Source organism: Streptomyces sp. NPDC002853, from assembly GCF_053591915.1.
In genome coordinates this window covers 178,762-197,746 of the sequence record NZ_JBSFUS010000008.1, presented here as the reverse complement: position 1 = coordinate 197,746, position 18,985 = coordinate 178,762, and the positions used below count along the sequence as shown (strand labels likewise).

The 18,985-nt window shown below is 69.6% G+C and carries 17 protein-coding genes; 5 read left to right on the top strand and 12 right to left on the bottom strand.

Translation table 11 applies throughout. The features are described 5' to 3' along the window. Positions 1-27: 27 nt before the first annotated feature. The 7 genes from ACWD02_RS22940 to ACWD02_RS22910 all read right to left on the bottom strand — a co-directional run bounded on the left by ACWD02_RS22940 (position 28) and on the right by ACWD02_RS22910 (position 6,878). Positions 28-609: a hypothetical protein gene (locus tag ACWD02_RS22940; protein ID WP_451213847.1), complete on the bottom strand. Its 582-nt coding sequence runs from the start codon at positions 607-609 to the stop codon at positions 28-30. Beyond that, a complete protein-coding gene (locus tag ACWD02_RS22935; protein ID WP_451213844.1) occupies positions 606-2,441 on the bottom strand; it encodes an alpha/beta fold hydrolase in 1,836 nt (611 codons plus the stop codon). Before ACWD02_RS22935 ends, ACWD02_RS22940 begins: the two co-directional genes overlap by 4 nt. A 199-nt stretch (positions 2,442-2,640) precedes the next feature. Beyond that, positions 2,641-2,847 carry a hypothetical protein gene (locus tag ACWD02_RS22930; protein ID WP_451213841.1) on the bottom strand — a complete coding sequence of 69 codons (207 nt, stop codon included), beginning with the start codon at positions 2,845-2,847 and terminating at the stop codon, positions 2,641-2,643. A 43-nt stretch (positions 2,848-2,890) separates the two neighbouring features. After that, on the bottom strand, positions 2,891-3,082 hold the full coding sequence (locus ACWD02_RS22925) for a hypothetical protein (protein ID WP_451213838.1): 192 nt from the start codon (positions 3,080-3,082) through the stop codon (positions 2,891-2,893). A gap of 271 nt (positions 3,083-3,353) precedes the next feature. After that, positions 3,354-4,817 carry a phytoene desaturase family protein gene (locus tag ACWD02_RS22920; RefSeq protein WP_451213835.1) on the bottom strand — a complete coding sequence of 488 codons (1,464 nt, stop codon included), beginning with the start codon at positions 4,815-4,817 and terminating at the stop codon, positions 3,354-3,356. A 309-nt stretch (positions 4,818-5,126) separates the two neighbouring features. Next, positions 5,127-5,735: a response regulator gene (locus ACWD02_RS22915; RefSeq protein ID WP_451213833.1), complete on the bottom strand. Its 609-nt coding sequence runs from the start codon at positions 5,733-5,735 to the stop codon at positions 5,127-5,129. A 3-nt stretch (positions 5,736-5,738) separates the two neighbouring features. After that, complete coding sequence (locus tag ACWD02_RS22910; protein ID WP_451213830.1) at positions 5,739-6,878, bottom strand: sensor histidine kinase; 1,140 nt, start codon at positions 6,876-6,878, stop codon at positions 5,739-5,741. A 775-nt stretch (positions 6,879-7,653) separates the two neighbouring features. On the opposite strand from ACWD02_RS22910, the gene ACWD02_RS22905 reads away from it, so the two are divergent. The 3 genes from ACWD02_RS22905 to ACWD02_RS22895 all read left to right on the top strand — a co-directional run bounded on the left by ACWD02_RS22905 (position 7,654) and on the right by ACWD02_RS22895 (position 10,265). Then, positions 7,654-8,343 (top strand): helix-turn-helix domain-containing protein, encoded by a 690-nt coding sequence (locus ACWD02_RS22905; protein ID WP_451213827.1) that lies wholly within the window; start codon positions 7,654-7,656, stop codon positions 8,341-8,343. Positions 8,344-8,634: 291 nt separating this feature from the next. Beyond that, the gene (locus tag ACWD02_RS22900) at positions 8,635-9,045 is read left to right on the top strand and encodes a hypothetical protein (RefSeq protein WP_451213824.1); all 411 of its coding nucleotides are present in this window, start codon (positions 8,635-8,637) and stop codon (positions 9,043-9,045) included. Next, positions 9,045-10,265 (top strand): MAB_1171c family putative transporter, encoded by a 1,221-nt coding sequence (locus ACWD02_RS22895; RefSeq protein ID WP_451213821.1) that lies wholly within the window; start codon positions 9,045-9,047, stop codon positions 10,263-10,265. The genes ACWD02_RS22900 and ACWD02_RS22895 overlap by 1 nt, the downstream gene beginning before the upstream one ends. Here ACWD02_RS22895 and ACWD02_RS22890 read toward each other — a convergent pair. The 3 genes from ACWD02_RS22890 to ACWD02_RS22880 all read right to left on the bottom strand — a co-directional run bounded on the left by ACWD02_RS22890 (position 10,230) and on the right by ACWD02_RS22880 (position 15,425). Then, the gene (locus tag ACWD02_RS22890) at positions 10,230-11,084 is read right to left on the bottom strand and encodes a YhjD/YihY/BrkB family envelope integrity protein (protein ID WP_451213818.1); all 855 of its coding nucleotides are present in this window, start codon (positions 11,082-11,084) and stop codon (positions 10,230-10,232) included. The genes ACWD02_RS22895 and ACWD02_RS22890 overlap by 36 nt on opposite strands. A 62-nt stretch (positions 11,085-11,146) precedes the next feature. Further along, positions 11,147-12,562, bottom strand: a complete 1,416-nt coding sequence (locus ACWD02_RS22885) for a hypothetical protein (protein ID WP_451213815.1) — start codon at positions 12,560-12,562, stop codon at positions 11,147-11,149. Beyond that, positions 12,549-15,425: a peroxidase family protein gene (locus tag ACWD02_RS22880; RefSeq protein ID WP_451213812.1), complete on the bottom strand. Its 2,877-nt coding sequence runs from the start codon at positions 15,423-15,425 to the stop codon at positions 12,549-12,551. Before ACWD02_RS22880 ends, ACWD02_RS22885 begins: the two co-directional genes overlap by 14 nt. A 421-nt stretch (positions 15,426-15,846) precedes the next feature. On the opposite strand from ACWD02_RS22880, the gene ACWD02_RS22875 reads away from it, so the two are divergent. Continuing rightward, positions 15,847-17,127 carry a lipase family protein gene (locus ACWD02_RS22875; protein ID WP_451213809.1) on the top strand — a complete coding sequence of 427 codons (1,281 nt, stop codon included), beginning with the start codon at positions 15,847-15,849 and terminating at the stop codon, positions 17,125-17,127. 15 nt (positions 17,128-17,142) lie between these two features. Here the strand turns inward: ACWD02_RS22875 and ACWD02_RS22870 are convergent, their stop codons facing one another. Then, on the bottom strand, positions 17,143-17,547 hold the full coding sequence (locus ACWD02_RS22870) for a YchJ family protein (RefSeq protein ID WP_451213806.1): 405 nt from the start codon (positions 17,545-17,547) through the stop codon (positions 17,143-17,145). A 20-nt stretch (positions 17,548-17,567) separates the two neighbouring features. Then, entirely contained in the window at positions 17,568-18,269 is a 702-nt protein-coding gene (locus ACWD02_RS22865; RefSeq protein ID WP_451213803.1) for a FadR/GntR family transcriptional regulator, read from the bottom strand. 189 nt (positions 18,270-18,458) lie between these two features. Between ACWD02_RS22865 and ACWD02_RS22860 the strand changes: the two genes are divergently transcribed. Further along, complete coding sequence (locus ACWD02_RS22860; RefSeq protein ID WP_451213800.1) at positions 18,459-18,968, top strand: gluconokinase; 510 nt, start codon at positions 18,459-18,461, stop codon at positions 18,966-18,968. The last annotated feature ends 17 nt before the right edge of the window (positions 18,969-18,985 follow it).

Here is an 18,985-nt window from a genome sequence, read left to right as displayed (position 1 = left end):
CGGTGTGGCGGTGGTTCTCGGTGCTGCTCAGGCCGCGGCGAGGTGCGGACCGACCCTGCGCATCGGGGTGTACGGGGAGATGAACAGCGGTTCGGGCTCCTCGCTGGTGTCGTGCCCCGCGGCTCGTACGACGGCGAACTGGAAACCCTTGACGTTCGCCTCACCCTGCTGTTCGCGGATCGTCTTGCGGATGAACTCGGCGAGGACCCGGTAGGAGGAGGTCTTCTGCACCTCCGTCGCGCCGGCCTTGGTGGCCTGCTGGAGGATGGCGGTGCACAGGTCGAACACCGACTTCTCCGGGCGGCGGGTGGCGAACCAGAACGCCTGGTACATCCTGCGGGGTTCGATCATGTCGATCTCGCTCCACTCCGACGTGCCGCCCGTGTGGTCGAGGGTGCGGTAGACGTAGTGGAAGTCGTGCGTCGCCGGGTTGGGGGCGAAGAACTTCCAGTTCGGGATGAAGGAGAAGAGGTCCTTGGAGCGGACCCGGTCGAACGCCGGGTGCGGGTGCTGCGCGGCGACGGTCGCCACGAGCATCCCCGCGCCCACGACGCGCGCCATGGAGCCGGGACCGGTGAACGTGTCCTTGAGCAGGGCTGTCGGCTTCACCTCTGTGCTCCTTGTTCGTCGACGGCGGACTCGCTGTGCGCGTCGCCCGCACCGTGCTGCAGGAAGTCGGTCATGTGCTGCACCGTCTTGTGGGCGTACAGCGCGTTGGTCAGCAGGGAGTCGTGGTCGGCTCCGTCGACGATCTTCACTTCGCCGCCCTGGTGTACCCGGACGAGTTCGTTGTACATCAGGAGCTGCTCGGGGTCCTGGTCCACGGTCTGCTGGGCGGCGATGATCAGCGCGGGTGCCGCCACCTGCGGCAGGTCGCCGTCGAAGGACCTGAAGTCCTTCTCGACCGCCGCCCATTCACGCCTGCCGGCCTTCCAGAGGCGGGCGTCGGTGTACTGGGCGAAGACCTTGTCCCGATAGTTCGCCGGGAGCCTGTCGAGCCATGCGGGGCGGCTCATGAGGATGCCGGTGCCCAGGGAGAGGTAGCGGGCCGCGTGCGTGATGTTGTCGTTGAGGTCCTTCGCGCCGTCGCTCTGGCGCTCGGAGCGCTGCAGTTCGGCGGGGTGTGACGGGTCGAGGTAGACGAGCCCTGCGACCCGGTCCGGGATACGGGCCGAGACCCGGCGGATCAGCTCTCCGCCCAGGGAGTGGCCGACGAGGACCGCCTTGCGGTGGGCGGGCACGGTGGCGCGGATCAGGTCCTCGAGGTCGTCGACCGACTCGTCCAGGACGAAGGGCTCGCTGGTCCGGCGGAGGCTGCCCGCGTATCCGGCGCGTGCGTAGGCGACGACCGCGTTGTCCGAGTCGTTCACGAACCGCTCGGTGATCCAGGCGAAGTGCTCGGACGTGGAGGTGAGTCCCGCGCAGAAGACGAGCACCGGGGAATCCGTCTCGTCGTCCCGGCCGCCCGTCTCGTACATGAGCTCGTTGCCGTGGCGGGTGACGAACTTCCTTGACGTGGGCCAGCCTTCGAGGACCACGGCACGGCGCTGGGCGGCGACCGCGGCGCCGACGGCGATGCCTCCGGCGAGCAGCAGCCCCGCGGCCTTCACCGCGCGGTCGTCGCGGCCCGCCACCAGCGGGTGCGTCTTGGGGGCCGTGGTGTAGGCGACCATGGGGTGCATGGCAGGGAAGGCCGTCATGAAGCGCCCGAGTCCCATGACGAATCCGTTGGCCACGTGGAAACTTCCCGCTGCCGCGAGCATCGGGCGGGTCAGCCTGCCGCCGGCCAGGTACACGACCGGGAAGAGGCATTCCATCGCGAGCACGCTGTGCTGGAGGTACTTCGCGGTCCGCGGGTAGCGCTGGGTGAGGCGGTAGGCGCTCTCGAACCCATAGGTGCGGGTGCGCATCACTCCCGGCAGTGCCGAGCCGTCACGCCACTTCTCGCCGATGAGCTTGACCCAGCCGGAGGCGGCGTAGGACAGGCTCGCCTGCATCGCCACGTACCAGAGGAACGCGTCCTTGGTCTGGGGGCTCTTCGAGAGGCGGGCGAGGCCGTTGGCGGTCTGCACCAGGTTCGCCACCTGGTCCGAACCGTCCGTGCCGTAGCGGTGGCGTGTCTGCAGGACAGAGGTGGAGGCGGTGAGGAAAAGATTTCCGGCCCCGCGCCATCGGCTGTTTCCCGGAAGAAGGAGCCCGGCACTCACGGCGGCTCGCGCGACGTGTATCGCCACCGTCACCTTTTTGCCGCTGACGGCCTCGGTGAGTTTACGAATCGCCAGGTTCTTGGTCTCCGGAGCCTCCTTCATGATTTCCCAGTCGTTCAGCCCACCGGGGTCCAGCTGCTTGTGCTGGTGCAGATATTCGAGGGAGGAGGAGAGCGTGGTGAGCGCGGAGAGTCGCTCAGATATACCCAGGGCACGGTCCCGCGATATTGGCACCGGAGAGAAAAGCGACGAGACAAGCTTCTTCATTCGTCTCACAAGATGTTCCTCACGACTGAACCATGGGTGAGCTAATATCTGAAAGTTGTCGGGCCGCGATTGCGGCGCGGCCCGACAACTCGCCTGGTGCTCGCAGACGTCACTCCGAGCGGCTTCAGAAGCCCACACTCATGTCAAGGGCTGCTGACGGTGTTCGCTACTTGCCGCCGGCGCCGGCGGCACGGCCGAGCTCGTAGGCGCCGACGATGGTCGCGCCGGCCGCGAGTCCGCCGCCCGCGTACGGGCAGGTGACGAGAACGGCCGGGGTGAAGGCGACCGGCATGGTGCGAGTGACACGGTCCTGCTCATCCTCGGTCAGGGTGGGCTCCGTTATCGAGCGCACGCTGTCGATGATGTGAGTCATTCTGATCTCCTTTTCGAAGATGCTCGGAAGGGCCTGGCGGCCTTTAGTTGACGACACGACCGGCGACGTACGCGCCCACCGGGACGGTGAAGGCGACGATGCCGGCCGTGATCTTGGCGGTGACCGGCACGGCCACGGCCGGGGTGGCCATGACGGGGGTGCCGTCGGCGCTCATCAGACCCTCTTCGAGGGAGCCGAGCTCCTGCTCGTTCATAAAGGCGGCGATCTTGCCCATGATCCATTCCTCCTGTTGATGTGAACCGAGGCATCGGGGTGTTTTAATCGTCGCCGATTGCATGCTGAGAAATTCCGACGGAATGCACCCGTGGAACGAATTGGGATGCAGTCCGGAATGAATCAGCACATAAGATTCCGCATGGAATATCGCCAAGAAATCAGTGGCGCTCGGCACCCGCTCACCAACGATCGATCAACTCCCCGTTACGGTCACCACTTTATGAGATCCACAAAACTTTTCAAGCCTTTGCATGACATTGGTGATGACATTAGTCATGCTTTTCGCGCTGACCAGGCCGCGGGCGCAGTGACGGTGGAGTTCGGACGCCGTATTCGTTGCGCAGCGCGGAGAGCGCGGCCAGATGGCCGGACATCCCGTGCACGCTGGGTCCCGGTGGGGTGGAGGCCGAGCACAGGTACAGGCCGGGCAGCGGGGTCCTGTACGGGTCCCATTGCACGGCGGGCCGCAGCAGCGACTGACGCAGGGTCATGGCCCCGGCGCCGATGTCGCCGCCGACGTAGTTGGGGTTGTACGTCTCGTAGTCGGCGGCGCTCACACCGCGGGCGGCGACGACGGTGTCACCGAACCCGGGCGCGTACTGCTCGATGCGGCGACGGACGAGTTCGACGGGGTCCCGCCGGTCGCCGTTCGGAACGTGGGCGTAGGCCCAGACCGGCCGCCTGCCGCCGACGGCCCGGCCGGGGTCGGTCGCCGCGGGGTCGACCAGGAGCACGAACGGCTCGGGGTCCTGAGTGCCGCGTACGGCCGCCGACTCCGTACGGAACATGTCGGCACGGGTGCCGCCGAGATGGACGGTGCCGGCCCGGCCGGTTGCGGGGTCGGCCCACGGGATGGGCCCGGACACCAGGAAGTCGACCTTGGACGCCCCGGGCCCGTACCGGAAGCGTTCCAGGGACCGTCGGTAGCGAGCGGGCAGTCGGTCGCCCGCGAGCTGGACGAGCCCTTTGGGGCTGGTGTCGAGCAACACCAGGGGTACGTCACCGAGTTCGCCGAGGTCCTTGACGGGCTGCCCGGTGTGGATGCGGCCCCCGTGCGCGGTGATGTCCGCGGCGAGGGCGTCGGCGATGCGCGCGCTGCCGCCCCGGGGCAGCGGCCATCCCGTGCTGTGTGCCAGGTGTCCCAGGAGCAGGGCGACGGCCCCGGCGGCCAGCGAGGGGAGCTTGCCGACAGCGTGTGCGGCGACCCCCGTGAGCAGGGCTCCGGCCCGCTCCGTACGGAAGGGCATCCTGGTGGCATGGGCGAGGACTCGGGGCGCCAGGAGCAGCGGCGCCGCCAGGTCGCCGGGGATGCCGCGCTGGCCGGAGAGGATCAGGTCGACGACTCCCTGGCTGTGTGCGGCGAGCGGTGCCATGAGCCGGCGCCAGCGTTCGCCGTCCGCGCCGAGTCCGGCGCTCGTCTCGGCCAGGTCGCGGTGGGCGAGGACCGTGTCCTGCCCGAGAAGCGGGTGGGCGTAGGGGATTTCGGGCTGGAGCAGGTCGACGCCGCGCGCGGGCAGGTCGAACTCCCGGAAGAACCTGGACGCGGCTGCCATGGGGTGCACGGCGGCGCAGATGTCGTGCACGACGTCGGAGTCGAAGAGCGACTCGGTGCGCAGACCGCCACCGAGCGTGTCGTGCGCCTCGTACAAGTCGACGCCCAGGCCCGCCCGCAGGAGCGTCACAGCTGCGGCGAGCCCATTGGGCCCCGTACCGACGATCACCGCGTCCGGCATCCGACGCTCCCTCCTGCTGGTCCCACGGAGGGGTCTCCGCCGGCCACCCGCAAGGGATACAACCAGCACTCGGGGGCCTTCGTCATGGCGCAGATCACAGGGGCAAACGGAGCATGCCTCGCTGGATGCCTGACATGTGGCACGGCTCCGGCGTGACGAATGTCACCGTGCCCCGTGCCGCAGTTGCCGTCCTGACCTGCACGTTCGCCGCGGGAAGCGGACCCGCTCACCTCGCGGGCCCAGAGAATGTGACTGACGCCACACGCAGGTGAGACGTGATCTGCGCAAGCAACGGCACAGGTCCGTCGGTCAGATCCACCCCTTCCGACGGGCGACATGGGCGGCCTCGTGCCGGTTCGCCGCCTGCAGCTTCCCGGCGATCTTCGAGAGGTAGTTGCGTACGGTTCCGGGGGACAGGACCGCGCGCCGTGCCACCGTGTCTATGGGCGCCCCGTCCGCCGACAGCGCCAGGATGTCCGTCTCACGCCGGGTCAGCGGGGATCCGCCCGCCGACATCGCCTTCGCGGCCATCTCCGGATCGACGTAGCGGGTGCCGCGATGGACCGACCTGATGATGACGGCCAGCTCCTTCGCCGACGTCGTCTTCGGCACGAAGCCCCAGGCTCCCGCCGACAGGGCCGACGCCAGATATCCGGGCGCCGTATGAGAGGTGACCACGACGCACCGTATGGAGGGCCGGGCATACCGGAGTTCCCGGATGACGCTGATTCCCCCCTTGTCGGGCATGCTCAGGTCCAGTACGCAGACGTCCGGAACGAGCTTCTTCGCCATCTCGGCCGCTTCCACACCGCCGGCCGCCTCACCGATCACTTCGAGGTCTTCCTCTGCCGCCAACAGCGCGGAGAGCGCCCCCAGGATCATCTTCTCGTCGTCGGCCAGCAGGACTCGGACGCGCATCCCTCACACCTCTCGCGCGAGGGGGACGGTGACCGCGAGGCGGTAGGTGCCATGAGGTCCGGGTCCGTGCTCCAGGCTTCCGCCCAGCGGTGCGACGCGCCGCTTCAATCCGTTCATGCCCGTGCCGGGTGCCGTCCTCTGGTCCCGCAGGTCACGCACACCGTCGTTCACCACCCGCAGGACGCACGCCCTCTCCTCCCCCGCGCCGGACAGGGCCAGCGTGAACGTGCAGGCGGTGGCCTCGGACGCGTGCCAGATGACGTTCGTGGCCGCTTCCCGCACGGCCCAACCGAGGACTTCGCGCGCCTCGCGGGGCAAGCTCGGGCCACACCCTTCGTCGATCACGTCGCACCGGATGCCGAAGGCCTGGAGCAGCGAGCGCGCGCCTTCCAGCTCCTCGTCGAGCGACGCGGCGCGTACGGCGTTGACCACCGCGCGCAGCTCACTCTGTGACGCCCTCGCCAGCACCTGCACCTCCTCCATCTCCTGCAACTTCCCGGTGCGGGCGACGAGCTCGGACTTGAGGGCGATGATGGCCAGATGCCGGCCGAGCGTGTCGTGCAGATCGTGCGACATCCGCAGCCGTTCCTCGGCCACCGCGTGCAGGGCGGCCACGTCCGCGGCCGCCTCCAGCCGGGAGATGACGGTGACGGGTCGCATCAGGCTGCGGACGGCGATGATGACGGTCAGACAGATCCCCCCGGCGATCAGTGCCGAGGTCGCCGGGTCCGGGCTGACGGCGGCGGACAGCACAACGCACGTGGCACCGGTGGCCAGTTGGACGCGCGGTGACAACTCGGCCGCGGCGACGGCCGCGGGCACGACGGCCACTGCGGAGAGCGGGACGATCTCCGCCCGCGTGAAGGCACCGGCATAGGGGAGAAGCCAGAGACAAGCCGGCCACGCGAAGGTGGGGCCGAGCAGGGCCGACGGCGGGAAGGCGTAGCGGCACCCGGTGCACACCGGACGCAGCAAGGCTCCCAGGTGGAGGGCGTACAGGGCGGTCACGAACCCGAGTACGGGGTGCGGCTCGGGCATCTCCGCAAGCACGACGAAGACCAGGAGGGGTGCGGTCAGGCAGACGACGAGGCCCTGTCGGGTGTGTCTCTCGAAGCGCTCGGCATCCTGGCGTGTGGCGTTCAACTGCGTCGGCTCCAGCGGAGGCCGGCGCACGTCCCGGTGGGAGAACGGGGCGAGTGTGAAGGAGGGGTACGGACCGGACTCGGACGTGGGGGGCAAGTCAAGCCTCACAAAATAGGTGCATTACGCAGGTACATTGCGCCGCGTGGGGGCGCAGCACTGTCAGCCGGTTCTCCGATGACCGATCGGCTCAGCCGCGAGACCGGAACAGGTCTTCCCTTGCCGGGCGGTGGGGTGTCGGGGGTTCGCGTACCGCCCGGTCAGGAGCGCGCCGTGGAGAGGGTGCGGCCACCGAGGATGCGGCCACCGTGGGGACGCCGGCCGGAGCCGACGTGATCAATGGCTCGCACACACGGGGCGACCGTGGGACGGCATCGCGACGCACGGCCCACCCGAGCGCGGCCGGTGCGGCCGGCAGGTGCGGCGCCGGCTCAAAGAGACTTCCGCGCGGGGGGAGAACAACGGGCGGCCGCCAAGCCGTTGACGGTGTCAGGCGGCACGAGATGCGCACCTCTCGGCACACGAAGCCTGTAAGTACACATGAGAATCCCCCTGAACATGCCGTGCTGGAGGTACATCCGCCCGATCAGCCGTTCGCACCGAATCCTCACTGGCCACCCGCACAAGTGTCAACTATTAATGGCACCCTCATGAAGCTCTCGAAGTCCCGCCCGGAAACCGGCAGTTCTTCCCATTTGACTGAGCGCCATGTGCAGCTTTCGAGGACCCTCTAGACTCCCCAGGCCCTCTACGCCCTGGGCAGACAAGGAGCTTGGCCGTGAGTGATAGTGGTGACGAGCTGGCTCAGCGCGTGGCGGAGCGTCTGGAGCAGCTGTTCCAGAACGTCGTACCCGCCCGGCTGGGCCGCCCGTGGACGAACGAGGAGGTCTCCGAGGCCACGGGCGTGACAGTGGGCCGGATCGTCGGCCTTCGCCGCGGTCGACCGCTCGAACCCCTGCACCGCGACCCTCCGCAGGAACACATCTCCGCACGCTTCACCGACCGCCTCAACCACCTGCTGGCACAGCGCGTGGACGAGCGCGGGCGGCGCTACTCGCTGCGGGCGGCGGCCAGGGCGTCGGGTATGTCCTCGACGTATCTCGACAAGCTGCTCGAAGGGCACAGTCAGCCCACCCTGTCGAAGCTGGCGCCGCTGGCCGCCTTTCTCCGCGTGGGCATCGACGCCCTCCTGACGGATGACCTCGGCTCCCTCGCGCACCATTTCGGTGTCCGCCGAGAGGCCCTCACCTACGACAGCAGCGAACCGGTCGCCATCGAGCTGGAGGACACCCTCAAGGCCCTGGCCGCCTATCGCCGCATCTCTCACAACCCCGCCGCCGCGCAGATCGCGTTCCGCATGGCCGGCCTCCCCCCGGGGCAGGCGTCGGAGGTCGCGGCCGTGATCGAGAGCCTGCTCGCGGACCCGGGCGCGCACGACAACGTTTCCAAGCCTCCCCCGCATAAATAACTCGCGTGGGAGCAGCAGGACTTGGTCGGTGCGGCGAGGACGGAGCGCACGGGCGCCCGCACCTCCCGCATCACACTGGCAAACAGGTTGAGCGACCAGGAAAATGCGCCACCGTGTCCGAGAACGGTCAGGTGGTCATAGGATCACTCGCACGTGGTCCTGACCAGACCGCAGGCGTCGAAACACTACGGGGGCACCATGCGAATCGGCCGTGAACGACGGCGCGCGATCAGGCTCATACGGGAACTCGATCTTCCGGAATTGCCCGTGCTAAAGGATGTCGTCGAGTCCGTGGCGCGAGCACGTGGCAGGCCGGTCGAGGTCCACCACCGTCGGCTCCCGTCCGGACTCACCGGCTTCTGCGCGCAGTTGGCCCACCGCGATGTCATCGTCATCGGTGACAGTGCCTCACCCCTGAACAGGATCCTCACGGCGTGCCATGAGCTCGTGCACCTGTGGCGCGGGCACACTCCCGCCCAGGGCGCCCTGTTCGACAAGGCCACCGTGCGCACCCTGCTGCCCGGCATTCATCCGGACGTCGTCCACGGGGTCCTGATGGGGCGCTCCCACTACGGCTCTCCGCAGGAGCGGGAGGCGGAAGTGGTGGCCACCCAGTTGGTCACCATGCTGGACCTGCGGGCGGATCAGATCGGCAACGCCCAGCTCGCGGCCTCTTTGGCGCATCGCAGAACCGGTGTCTGATGACGGCCCTCAACACCGTCTACGTCACCCTCTACTTCTTCCTCAGCGGTCTGTCGGTCATGACGGCCGCCAGCAAGATGCTCGCACTGCGCAACAACTCCGCCCGCTCTCTGAGCATCCTCGCCTGGGGCACCCTGCTGGCAGCCGGTTCCTTTCTGCTCATGTATCCGGCCCTCTACCGCTGGCTCGGGGCCGTTTCCGGCATCCCCACCTTCAGCACCCTGCTGATCTACCTGTGCCTCTTCGGCTTCGCCATCAACTCCCATGTGCTGGTGCGGCTTTGGAGTCAGGACCAAGGCGGCGTCCGCGCTCCGGGGCCGCGCCCCCTGCTCCGCCCGGCCACGCTGTATCCGCCGCTCGGCATCGCCATGACCACGCTCTACTTCCTGGCCGCCTTCCGCTACCCGCAGGACCTGGGGGCCGGGCGCATCACCGTCGACACCCACCCTCTGGTGGTCTACTTCTTCGCCACCACCTGGGTGGCCATCGCCGCTCCCCTGCTCGCCACGGCCCACCAGTGCGGCAAGATGCGGCTGGCCCACCAGACCGAACACCCTTCGATCAGCCGCGGGTTGCGCTCGGTGCAGATCGGGGCGCTCCTCCTGGGTACGTCGTTCGCGCTCAAACTTCCGCCGCTGACGGCCAGTTCCTTCGGCGCGCATCACATCGACGTACTCCACCTCGGTGTGCCCCTCCTGAGCGGCGCGGGCACCCTCCTCGTGCAGTACGGATACCTGGCACCCGCCCTTGACGCCTGGATCGAGGAGCGGCGTGACTTCCGCACCCTCCACCCCTTGTGGGAGCTGACGGTGCTGGCCGGCGATCCACGCCTGGCGCTCGCCCCGCCGGGCCCCCTCACGGAGAAGCTCGCCCTGAACGTCACGACGTGGTATCTGCCCCGCCGCATCATGGAGATCTCCGACGCCATCCACGCCCTGCACCCCTGGATGCGACCCGAGCCCGCGGACGGTGTCCGGCGGTCAGCCCCCTCCACCACTCCCGCGCCCGACCTCACCGCCGCATGTGCGGCCGCCACGCTCATCGATGCCATCACGCGCAAACAGCAGGGTGTCCCACCCCGGCCGGACACCCCCACGGCTCCGCTGCCCTCGGTCCCACCGGCAGAGGAACGAGCCCATCTGGTCCGCGTGGCCACCGCGCTCCGGCACTCCGGCGGCAGGCCGTCAGTCCTCTCCGTCGGACGGCAGCACGCGACGTAGCCGCCGCTCATGGACGAGGCGGCCCACCAAGGCCCCGCCGTACACGACGAAACCCACGCCCACCAGCCAGGACTGCAGGATCAGCACGGTGCCGAACGGGCCGTACGTCACCGCGTTCGACGCGATCAGCGGAGAGAAGACGAACTGCGAGAAGACGCGCAGCCCGAGCAGCCCGAACGCGGTCAAGGCGGCCCCGGGGGCCAAGGCCCGCCAGCGGACCCGGCCGCAGAGGAGCAGTCGCTGTGACCACCAGAAGAAGAGGAACACGCCGATGGTGTCGCCCACGGTGACGAGAGCGGTCTCGGCGGCGGACGACTCCTCCGGCGCGGGCAGGGTGACGAAGAGCAGCAAGAAGACGACCAGCACGGCCAGCCAGACGACATGCCGCCACATGGTGTGCCAGCGCGCCGACGGCAGGTCCCACGCACGTTCGTAGCCGGTCTGTACGGCGGATCCGAAGGTCACGCCGAACGCGGCAAGCGCGGCGAGGCCGAGTGCCGTGGTCCGCTGCAACGCCCGCCCCGGTACGCCGAAGAGCTGCTCGATCTCCTCCTCCGGCACCTCGGACACCCCAAGACCCTGCACCAGCCACCGGGCGAAGCCCTCTCCCCTCGCGAGGTCGGCCGCGGCGACCACGACGAGCAGCGGCACGAGGGTCAGAAAGCTCAGCGCCGCGAAGCCCATGGCACGGTGCATCAGCTCCATCTCCCGCCCCCGGTTCCAGGCAAGCCCGGCGAACGACGAGGACGTCAACAGGCGACGGCGGAAGCGCGGTGATCGGCGTCCGTCATCCGGCGGCGTATCGGGAGCTGAGGGCATGCCAGATCGAATACCCGCAATCCCCACCAAACCAGCCGGACGTACCGCCGAACGAGCACTGATCAATCCCGCGGATCAAGGGCTCCGTCCCACAGGCCGCCGTGGCGGCGGTGTGCCGGGGTGAGGCCCTGCGTGAAGTACTTGTCGTAGTACTCGTTCTCCACGTGGTGGGCCTGCAGCCAGACCCCGGGGACGTGGATCGCGTCCGTGTGCGCGGGGAAACGGCGGTGGGTGCGCAGGATGTACGTGCAGATGTCGCGGGCGCACTCGATCACCCGCTCCTCGTACTCGCTCGCCTCGGCGAGATAGCGCTGGCCGTAGTCCTCACGGTAGATGCGGCTGAAGACGTCCTTGTCGCCGTAGACGCCCCCGGGGCCGAACTTCTCGCGGATCACCGCGTCCACCGCGTCGGACATCGACGCGAAGGCAGGCGGGCACATCGCGGAGATCAGCTGCTCGCCGCCCGGCCCCTTCAGGCCCACCGGGTGCGAGCGCACGTTCGCGTACTTGGGGAGCGGGATGTGCCAGCGCCAGATGTCGGCCGGGCGCCAGCGCGGGGTGACGAAGGTGAAGCCGAGCATCCTGCCGTAGGCGCGGGAGAACTTCGGGTCGCCCAGGGCGATCTGGGGGTTGATCGACGCGTGGATCCAGGCGCCGAGGCCCATCGCCTCCGCCACCAGCATCAGGTTCTGCAGCAGCAGGTCGGCCTCGATCTGGGTGCGGAGCGGGCCGAGGGCGCCCAGCGGCAGCTTCAGTTTCTCGTTCAGGAAGCCGTTCTTGATCCACTTCTGTACGCCCGCGGGCCGGTAGAAGTTCCGGTCGTCCACCAGCGTGGGCCGCGCCCCGTCCGGCTGTGTGAGCAGGTACATCAGGGCGTTGATGTACTGATGGGACAGGTCGACCACCGGGAAGAGGACCGTCGTGCCCGGCAGGTTCGACAGGAAGCGGTTCGAGTCCAGGTAGGCCGGGAAGTCCCGCAGGCCCTCCGCCACGTCGAGGCGGTGGTCGAGGACCTTGACCTTGGCCTCGCGTGCGCGGGCGGTCAGGGTCGCGTCGTCAAAGGGTTCCTCCGGCGCCGGCGGCAGTTTCCTCAGGTAGTACGTGCCCGTGTCGTTGATCAGGAAGAAGTGCGTGCCCTGCGCGTTGTCGGGGCTGCCCGCGGTGCGCCCCGCCATGGTCAGGTTCGGCTTCGCCATGATCGGTTTACCGTTGCGCGGGTCCTCGAAGGGGCGGTCGGGCATGGTCAGCCCCGTACAGCCGGTGAGGGCGATCAGGACCGCTTCCTCAAGATCGGTCAGCGGCTGCGGGGCGTCCTTGGAGACGTAACTCATCGATCCCGCGGGGACGGTGGCGCCGCGGCTCACCCGGTGGGTGCGGCGGCGCCAGACCGTCTCCAGCAGGGGACGTACGAAGAGGTCGGCGAGCCCGGGGTGGTGGCCGTTCGCCCGGCTGTCGGGCCCGGTCTCACCCGTTGACATCGCTGCCTCCGTCCCGCACCGGCTTGACCTGCCGCCACGGGGCGAACGCGCTCGCGTCGCGGGGCAGCAGACTCGCGAGGTCCGGTGCGTGGCGCTGGATCACGGACTTCATGCCGCTCTTCTCGACCCATTCGATGCCGAGGGGCGTGTAGATCTCGGGGCGGTAGTCGACGGTCAGGAAGCGGTCGCTCTGCAGTCGGCGGGTGGCCATCAGGATGAAGATGCGGAAGGCCGTGTCGCTGAAGCCGAAGCCGGTCGGCGGATTCTCGGCGAACAGGCCGACCACGGTGTCGATCTCGTCGACCGAGCTGTAGACGTCCTTGAGGCGCGCGACGGTCTCCGGGTCCTGGCTCAGCTCCTCGAAGCGGCGGATGCGCGGCTTGTGCAGGCCCGCGCGGAAGTCGTTGTAGCGCGGCACGCCCCGCCTGCGGGTGCGGACCAGGTCGACGACCGACAGGTCGATGATCTCGCCGTCGCGCTCGAAGCGCTGCAGAGCGCGCGGGAAGTTGTTCAGGGTGATCGCGCCGGGGTGGGCGATGCCCAGCGAGTACAGGGTGTCGGCCAGGCCCGTCTTGCGGATGGCTGCCTCCGCCGCGCCGCCCTGGATGTCCTGGAAGGTCAGGCTCTCCAGGCGCTGCCCGAAGTGGTGCTCGCGCATCACGTAGTCGTCGGGGATCAGCGGGTGCATGCGGTAGACGGTGACGAAGTCCTCGGTGAGGGAGTACGGCGTCGCGTGGTGGTCCGGCAGGGTCTTGGGGATGCCGGTCAGCGAGTGGGACTCCAGGAGCCACAGGCCGAGCTTGTTGAGCCAGTTGTCCGGCGGGCCCTCCCAGTTGGTGTGCAGGCCGAGGTCGATGGCCTCGGTGGCGAGGATCGCCGGGGTCCACTCCACCGTGTGGATCTTGGCGATGAGGGCGGAGACGACAAGGCGTGCCGTGTGGTAAACGCTGTCCTCGCTCATCGCCGGGTACTCGCGGCGCAGGGCGGTGCAGACCGCGTTGTGCTCGCGGGCGAAGAGCGTGTGCATGGCGCTGAGGCCGAGCCACCAGCTCTCGTTGAAGCCGGTGAGCGGGATGCCGTTCTGGCCGACGGGCAGGTGGCCGTCCTCCAGGCGGAGGTTGGCGCTGCCGTCCGCCTCGCGCAGGAACCTCGCGGTCTGCTCGTCCGCGCCGTACACCTCGGAACCGTCCCACCAGTGGGACGCCGTGTTGGCGAAGAGGATCGGAGGCTGGTCGCCGGGGAGCTGGATGCCCTCGTTCTCGGCGAAGCGCATGACGTTCTCCGGTGGCCCGCCGGGGGTGTTGTGCCAGGTGCTGCCGGGTGGCATCGGGACCTCGACCGACTTGGTGCCGGTCGGGTAGCGGCCGTGGTTGACCCAGTCGTGCACCTGGAACTGGATCCAGGCGGCGGCCAGGATGTTGAGCGAGGTCGCGGGCACGAAGGTGTCGCGCTGCAGGAGCGTGCGGCTGACGGTGACCGGATTCGGGGTGTCGAAGAGGTCGGGCCGGAAGTCGGGCTTCAGGTTGCGTCCGAAGGCCGCGCCCACGGATCCCATCTTGGGCGCGGAGAGGTCGTTGTACGTCCCGTCGTACGAACGGGCCGTGCGCAGCCGTTCGTCGACCGGCGGCGGCACCCGGACGGCCTTCGGCGGCGCCTCGTGGACGTCGGTGTCGATGAGGTTGAGGCGCCGGAGCGCCTTGCGCAGGAAGACCAGGTTCAGCAGGCTCGCCTCCAACGGGAGCCTGTGCCAGGGCACATAGCGGTTGAGCGCCCCGAAGAACCGGCCGACCGGGATGCCGAGCAGCGTGTTGCGCAGCGGCTCGTCCGTGCTGAACCGCAGGCCCTGGCGGTGGGCCACGCTCGCTTCGTACGCGGCCTTGCGGGCGCGGTTGAGGTTGCCGAGGGGGCGGAACTCGTCGGTGGTGTACCAGGGGTTGAAGGCGAGTTCCTCGACCCGGCCCGCCGCCGCCTGCGCGTCGGCGGAGGCCAGGTCCTGGCGTGGCACGGTGAGGCGTGCGACGGGCACCGGGGGCGCGACGTCGTCCTTCCACTCGACGGAGCCGTCCTCGATGGGCGTGCGCTCCTCGTCCACGTACCGCTGGACGCACAGGTCGAAGACGACGTCCGATGTGACGAGGCGGTGCGCGAGTTCACGGTGCAGGAAGCCCGGGTCGCGGCGCTCGGGCTTGGGGTCGGGGGCGCTGCCGAGGACGGGACGCAGGAGGTAGCGGACGGGGCCGGCGTCACCCCAGAGGATGGCGCCGCGGCTCCAGTACGTCTCTTTGGCGAGGCTGTTGACCTTGTGCCGGGTGGCCTCCTGGATGTTGCGCCGCATCCGGGTCGCGGTGGAGAAGCCGACGGCGAGCGGGAGCTTCACGAACAGGCCGAAGGCCTTCTGCAGCGTGCTGTTCGCGCCCGCCATGGCCTTGGCGAAGGCCACGAACTCGCGGGCGTCGCGGGCGTGCGACACCGGGAAGTTGGTGGCCAGCAGGTCGTGGCTCTCCTCGGCCGACACGGTCACGCGTACGGCCACGCCGCGCAGATCGGCCACCGCGTCGGGCTGCCGGGTGCCACTGGCGTTGGAGAGCCGCACGGTCGCCGCGTAGTCGGCGCCCGGCTGGGCGAAGCCGCCGCGCAGGGCGTCGGGGAGGTCTTCGTGGAAGGTGAGGCGGGCGTTCTCCACGCCGAGCGCGGGCTTCGCGTGCTGGGTGCGCGCGAGGGAACCGGCACCGCTGGTGCGCCGGCTCTTCGCCTGGACCTTCATGATCTCGCGGGCCAGGCGCTCGAAGAGGCGGTGCTCCGCCTCTGGGCTGCCGCCCACGTATCGCTCGTAGGTCTGCTCGTACTGTCCGGTGTCGGCCATCAGGCGCTTCCTTCGCACGCAGGCATACGGGACGGGGGGCCAGGCCCTGTTGCCAGACTTGCCGTACGCCGCGGGGCAGGCGGGAGTCTGCCGACAGGGCCTAGGACGCTACTGGCGGCGTGCTACGGCCACAGCGCGGGTTCCCGCCTATGTGCGGGGCGTCGCGTGGTCGTCGAACAGGCGGGCGGGCAACGGCATTTGGGCCCGTCGGGCGGCCCGAGGTGGCCGTGCGGCACGGCGCGGATGATCGTCCGGATGCCCCTCTGGGGACTCCTCTCACAGCAACCCCAGGAGCGGGGCGCGCCGATGGCCGGTCCATGACGGGTGGGCGGGGGTACGGCCCCGTTGAGTTGACTGCGCGATCGGGCCGGTGGTGTGCTCGCAACTCCGTTGCCGCCACGGCTCGTCGCGGGGGGAAGCCATGCGGGACCAGCACGCCAAGGCGCCGTCCTTCACCGAGCTGCGCCACCCGTACAAGGCGACCGCGGACCCCGGCCCCGGCCCGGGTTTCCCGGTCTATCCGGACCTCGTGGAGCTGCTGTCGGCGAGCAAGGCGCAGCCCGATCCGGACGGTGTCCTCCCGCATGCCCTGGCGACCTGCGCGGCGTACGCGTACGCCGGTACCCCCGAGGCAGCCGATCCGGAGACGCTGGCCATGATCATGGCGCGCCTCGGCCTCGAGGAGAACCGCTGCCGGGTCTTCGAGCAGCGGGTGGGCGCGATGTACATCGCGTCGGCGGCGTATCTGCTGCAGGACAAGGACCGCCGGGTGGTGATCCTCTGTTACCGGGGCACGCAGCCCGAGGACATCATCAGCATCCTCACCGACGCCGACGTACGCCCCGAGATGCTCCACGTGGACCTGGGCGACCAGCGCTACGACGTCCACGCGGGCTTCTACCGCAACATGCGGGCCTCCCGTTACCTGGTCATGCAGGCCCTGGAGCGGGCCCTGCGCGGCGAGTCGGTCAACCCGGACGAACAGGGCACGGTGGGCGACGGCATGCAGGCGCTCTACATCACCGGGCACAGCCTCGGCGGTGCGATGGCGGCGCTGATGGGTGTCGTCCTGACGCACGAGCCGCGGTACGCCGCGGTCGCGGAGCGGCTGAGGGCCGTCTACACCTTCGGCCAGCCCATGCTCGGCGGGCCAGACCTCGCCGCGGCCTGCCACCGGGTCCGTGACGGGCGGGGCGAGCACGTGCTGCGCGACCGGCTGATCCGCTACATCTTCGACCGTGATGTCGTGCCCGCGCTGCCGCCGCGCCCCGTCGGTCCTTACGCGCCCTTCGGCCGCGAGTTCCACTACCGGCGGCAGCGGGGTGTGGTCGACGGCGGCCTGTCGCTCGTGGCCGACGCGACGATCGAGGCGCTGTCCCTGCCGGGCGATCTGCTCGCGGGGCGGCTGCGTGCCACGGCCGGGCGCCGGGCGAGGGCGGTGGGGCGTGCCGTGACGGACCTGGCGCGGGGCCGCGGCCGGGAGGCCGGCTGGGTCGAGGTGCGCGATCCGGCGCCGCACTACCCGCAGATGGACAGCCTGGCGGGGCTCGCGGTGGTGGCGCCCCTCGCGTTCTTCGCGGCCCGGCTCGCGCTCACGCGCAACGTCCCGTTCACGTACTCCTTCGAGGACCACGGCCCCGGGCACTACGTGAACGCGCTGGCCCCGCCGGGTGTCATGAGCGAGTACGGGGACATCCGCTAGCGGGCGGGCCCGTGGCTAGTCGATGAAGGCACCGTCGACGTACACCCAGGCCCCGTCGAGCCGCTCGAAGCGGCTGCGCTCGTGCAGGGCCTCCTTGCGGCCCCCGTCGGTGTAGCGGGCCCGGAACTCGACCGTGCCGGTGGTGTGGAACGCGGTGCCGTCCGCCGTGTCCAGGATCTCCAGGCCGACCCAGCGCAGGCCGGGGTCGAACTCCACGCGCGGTGGCCTGGTGCGCGGATGCCAGGTGCGCAGGAGGTACGTCTCGTCCTGGACGGCGAAGGCGCAGTAGCGGGAACGCATCAGCTCCTCGGGCACGGCGGCCACGGCCTCACCCCGGTGCAGCCGCCCGCAGCACTTCTCGTAGGGGACGGGGTGCCCGCAGGGGCAGGAGGACTGGAGACTGGCGGCACGTCGGGACATGCGGACCATTGTCCCCGACGCTACGGGGCAAGGATGTCCAGCTCGTGCAGCGCCCCCACCGCGATCTCCCGCGTGAGCTCCTCCGCACGCGTCGCGTCGCCCTCGCGCACCGCCTCCGCGAGCCTGACATGCAGGGTGACGGCCGCCGGGTCCGGGTCCTCGAACATGACCTGGTGGTGGGTACGGCCCGCGAGGACTTCCGCGACGACATCGCCGAGCCGGGCGAACATCTCGTTGCCCGACGCGTTCAGGACGATGCGGTGGAAGTTGATGTCGTGGAAGAGGTAGCCCTCCAGCTGCTGGCCCCGCGAGGTGGCGACCATGCCGAGGGCGCATTCGGTGAGGGCCGCGCACTGCTCGGGGGTCGCGTGCTGGGCGGCGAGCCCGGCCGCGGCCGGTTCGATCGCGGAGCGCAGGACCGTGAGGGAGCGCAGCTGGCGGGGCCGGTCGGCGCCCGCCAGACGCCACCGGATGACCTGGGGGTCGTAGACGTTCCACTCCGCGGTGGGCCGCACCGTCACGCCGACCCGGCGCCGGGACTCGACCAGGTGCATCGACTCCAGGACGCGCACCGCCTCGCGCACGACGGAGCGTGACACCTCGAAGCGCTGGGCCAGCTCGTCCGTGCGCAACACGCTGCCCGGCGGGTACTCGCCGCCGGTGATGGCGGGCCCGAGGCTTTCCAGTACGCGAGCGTGCAGCCCACGGGCCTGATCGGTCATGTCGTCAGGGTATGTGGGGACCCGCGGGAACAAAAAGTCAGACTTTTGTGTCACAGCCTCTTGAATTTGTCGGACCTAATGGGTTTCAGTGACGTGAACGAGCCACGGGTCTCCCCCGTCCCGTGGCTCGTTCCGGCCCGATGGCTCGTTTCGGACCGATGTCGAAGAAGACAGCGAGGCAGGACAGCGATGAGCACCCCCCACGTCGTCGTGGTCATGGGCGTGGCAGGAACCGGCAAGACGACGATCGGTCCCCTGCTCGCGGCACAGCTCGGCGTTCCCTACGCCGAGGGCGACGACTTCCACCCCCCGGCGAACATCGCCAAGATGTCGGCCGGGACCCCGCTGACCGACGACGACCGCTGGCCGTGGCTCGATGCCATCGGCGCCTGGGCCCACGGCAGGGCCGGACTCGGCGGTGTGGTCAGCAGCTCGGCGCTGAAGCGCAGCTATCGCGACCGGCTGCGGGCCGCCGCCCCCGGCGTCGTCTTCGTCCACCTCACCGGTGACCGGGCCCTCATCGAGGACCGGATGTCCCACCGCCAGGGCCACTTCATGCCGACGGCCCTGCTCGACTCGCAGTTCGCCACGCTGCAGCCGCTCGGCGCGGACGAGGCGGGCGTCGCGGTCGACGTCACCGGCAGTCCGGAAGAGATCAGCGAGCGCGCCTTCGAGGCGCTCGGCCTGCTCGACCAGTAGTCCCCCGTCCCCCGCAC